This is a genomic window from Actinocorallia lasiicapitis, from assembly GCF_054778695.1.
In genome coordinates, this window is sequence record NZ_BAAGZI010000802.1 from 1 (window position 1) to 946 (window position 946).

The 946-nt window shown below is 76.8% G+C and carries 1 protein-coding gene; it reads left to right on the plus strand.

The genetic code is table 11. The annotated features are described in order from the left end of the window. Positions 1 to 946, plus strand: a 946-nt coding sequence (locus ACYVE7_RS34710; protein ID WP_460370887.1) for a KR domain-containing protein, incomplete at both ends; no start/stop codon positions are given.

Sequence of the window (946 nt, forward strand, 5' to 3'; positions counted from 1 at the left end):
GGACCCCGCAGGCCGTCCGGTCGTCTCGGTGCGGGAACTCACCCTCCGCGCGGTCTCCGCCGCCGAGCTCGCCGCCGCCCGCACCGGCTTCCACGACGCCCTGTTCGCCCTCGACTGGATCCCGGTCCCCGCCGACGGCCCCGCCCCCGAGCGGGTCGAGGTGGCGCGCCCCGCGGACGTCCACGAAGCCCTCGAAGCCCTGCACGCCTGGACTTCCGGCAGCCGCGCCGACGGCGCGACGCTCCTCGTGGTCACCTCGGGCGCCGTCGCCAGGGACGGCGAGGACGTCACCGACCTGGCCGGAGCGGCCGTCTGGGGCCTCGTCCGCGCCGCGCAATCCGAGGACCCCGGCCGCATCATCCTCGCCGACCTCGACTCCGACGACGCCGTCACCCTGGCCCTGGCCTGCGCCGAACCGCAGGTCCTGATCCGTGACGGCGCCGCTCACGCCCCCCGCCTCACCCGGATCCCGCTCACCGCACCGGCCGAGCCCGAGAGCCTCACCGGCGTCGTCCTCGTGACCGGCGCTGAAGACCCCCGCACCGCGCTGCTGGCCCGCCACCTCGTCACCGCACACGGCGTCCGCGACCTGCTCCTGACCACCCGGGACGCCGCCGCCCTCACCGGCCTCGCGGCGGAACTGACCGAACTGGGCGGACGGGTGGAGCTCGCCGTCTGCGACCTCGCCGACCGCGCCGCCCTCGCGGAACTCCTGGACGGCCGGAACCTCGGCGCGGTCGTGCACACGGCGGGCGTCCAGGACGACGGCGTCCTCTCCTCGCTCACCCCCGACCGGCTCGCCAGGGCGCTGCGCGCGGACGCCGACCCGGCCCTGAACCTCCACGACCTGACCCGCGAACACGATCTGTCCGCGTTCGTCCTGCTCTCTTCGACCGCGGGCGTGCTGGGGGCCCCGGCGCAGGGCGCCCACGCCGCGGCGACCGCG